The following is a 1,576-nucleotide window of genomic DNA, read 5'->3' on the forward strand; positions in this document are numbered from 1 at the left end:
GTTAAGGATAAAGTTTGTAATGATATTGGATTTATTGTAAATGGTTCAGTTCGCTATTACCATGTTAAGGATGGCATAGAAATAACTGGGTATTTCAGTTTTGAAAATGAATTTGTAAGCTCTTACAAAAGCTTTCTTACGCAGCACCCCTGCACTGGATACATACAAGCGCTTGAACAAACGGGACTGATACTTATTTCCCGTAAAAACATGGACCTGATGCTTAATCATCCATTATTGGGCTACAAGATGGAACGTTTCGGCCGATTGGTTGCAGAACATTACATCTGCTGTTACGAAGACAGGATCACATCTTTTATTACTGAAACTCCTGAAGAACGTTATCTTAAAATGCTCGAAACAACGCCTGAAATTATGCAACGTGTACCACAACATTATGTTGCCAATTTTTTGGGCATTACACCTGTGTCACTTTCGCGGATAAGAAAAAGGACTTTAATATACGCCTAACTCCAGGCACCCATAATTAATTTCTTATCTTTTGTTAACGTTTTGGTTTACAGACCTCAGCTATATTTGTATCATACAAATCGAAAAGACATGCATACTATATTAGGTGCCGGCGGGCCAACAGCAAACGCGCTTACAAAAGAATTATTAAACCATAATCCTAATGAAACTATTCGCCTGGTAAGTCGCAGGCCACTTAAAGTTACAGGTACCAACGTTACCTGGCAAAAAGCTGATCTGTTAAACTATGCAGAGGTATTGGCTGCTGTAAAAGGTTCTGCTGTAGTTTACATGTGCGCAGGTCTGATTTATGATAAAACCATATGGCAGCAACAATGGCCAGTAATTATGCAGAACCTGATTAACGCATCAAAAGAAACGCAGGCGAGGTTAATATTTTTCGACAATGTGTATATGTACGGGCTGGTTAAAGGTCCCATGCTTGAGACAACACCATACAACCCAATTAGTGTGAAAGGTGAAGTTAGGGCGCGTATAGCTACACAACTGATGGAGGAGGTTAAAGCAGGAAACATACAAGCTACAATTGCCCGGGCTGCAGATTTTTATGGTACAGATTCTATGAATAGTTTTCTGGATATGATGGTATTAGATAAGTATGCAAAAAAAACATCTGCACAATGGATTGGCGACCCGAAAGTGTTACACAATTTCACTTACATACCTGATACTGGCAAAGCAATGTATCTTTTAGGGCAAACACCAGATTCTGATAATCAGATATGGCATTTGCCTACTGCTGCACCAATAACAGGAAAGGAATTTATAACATTGGCTGCCGAAATTTATGGGGTAAAGCCTGCTCACACTACTATTAATAAATTTATGCTTCAGCTGGTTGGTTTATTTAAAAAAATTGTAGCCGGAACTGTAGAGATGTATTATCAATATGATCATGACTACAATTTCAATTCTTCAAAATTTGAAAATACATTTAAGATAAAACCCACCAGTTATAAAGAAGGAATAAAGCACATGTCAGAGACTTTATACCGGGCAAAATAAAAATCCACATTGTTAATATTCTCACAAATACATTAAGGAACGATAGTTTAAGTCGATTAAAATATTTTCATTATTAAGC

The 1,576-nt window shown here is 37.2% G+C and carries 2 protein-coding genes; both read left to right on the forward strand.

Features of this window, described 5'->3' with window-relative positions:
- A partial coding sequence (locus AC1DG9_RS26845) for a Crp/Fnr family transcriptional regulator (protein WP_477635667.1) occupies positions 1 to 471 on the forward strand: 471 nt, incomplete at its 5' end.
- Between the two features lie 90 nt (positions 472 to 561).
- The gene (locus AC1DG9_RS26850; protein WP_288879488.1) at positions 562 to 1,497 is read left to right on the forward strand and encodes an NAD-dependent epimerase/dehydratase family protein; all 936 of its coding nucleotides are present in this window, start codon (positions 562 to 564) and stop codon (positions 1,495 to 1,497) included.
- The last annotated feature ends 79 nt before the right edge of the window (positions 1,498 to 1,576 follow it).

The organism is Pedobacter sp. 05L430 (assembly GCF_056397585.1).

What these genes read in the sequence shown, in the direction of transcription:
- AC1DG9_RS26850 (WP_288879488.1), top strand. Translation starts at nt 562, where the DNA reads ATGCATACTATATTAGGTGCCGGCGGGCCAACAGCAAACGCGCTTACA.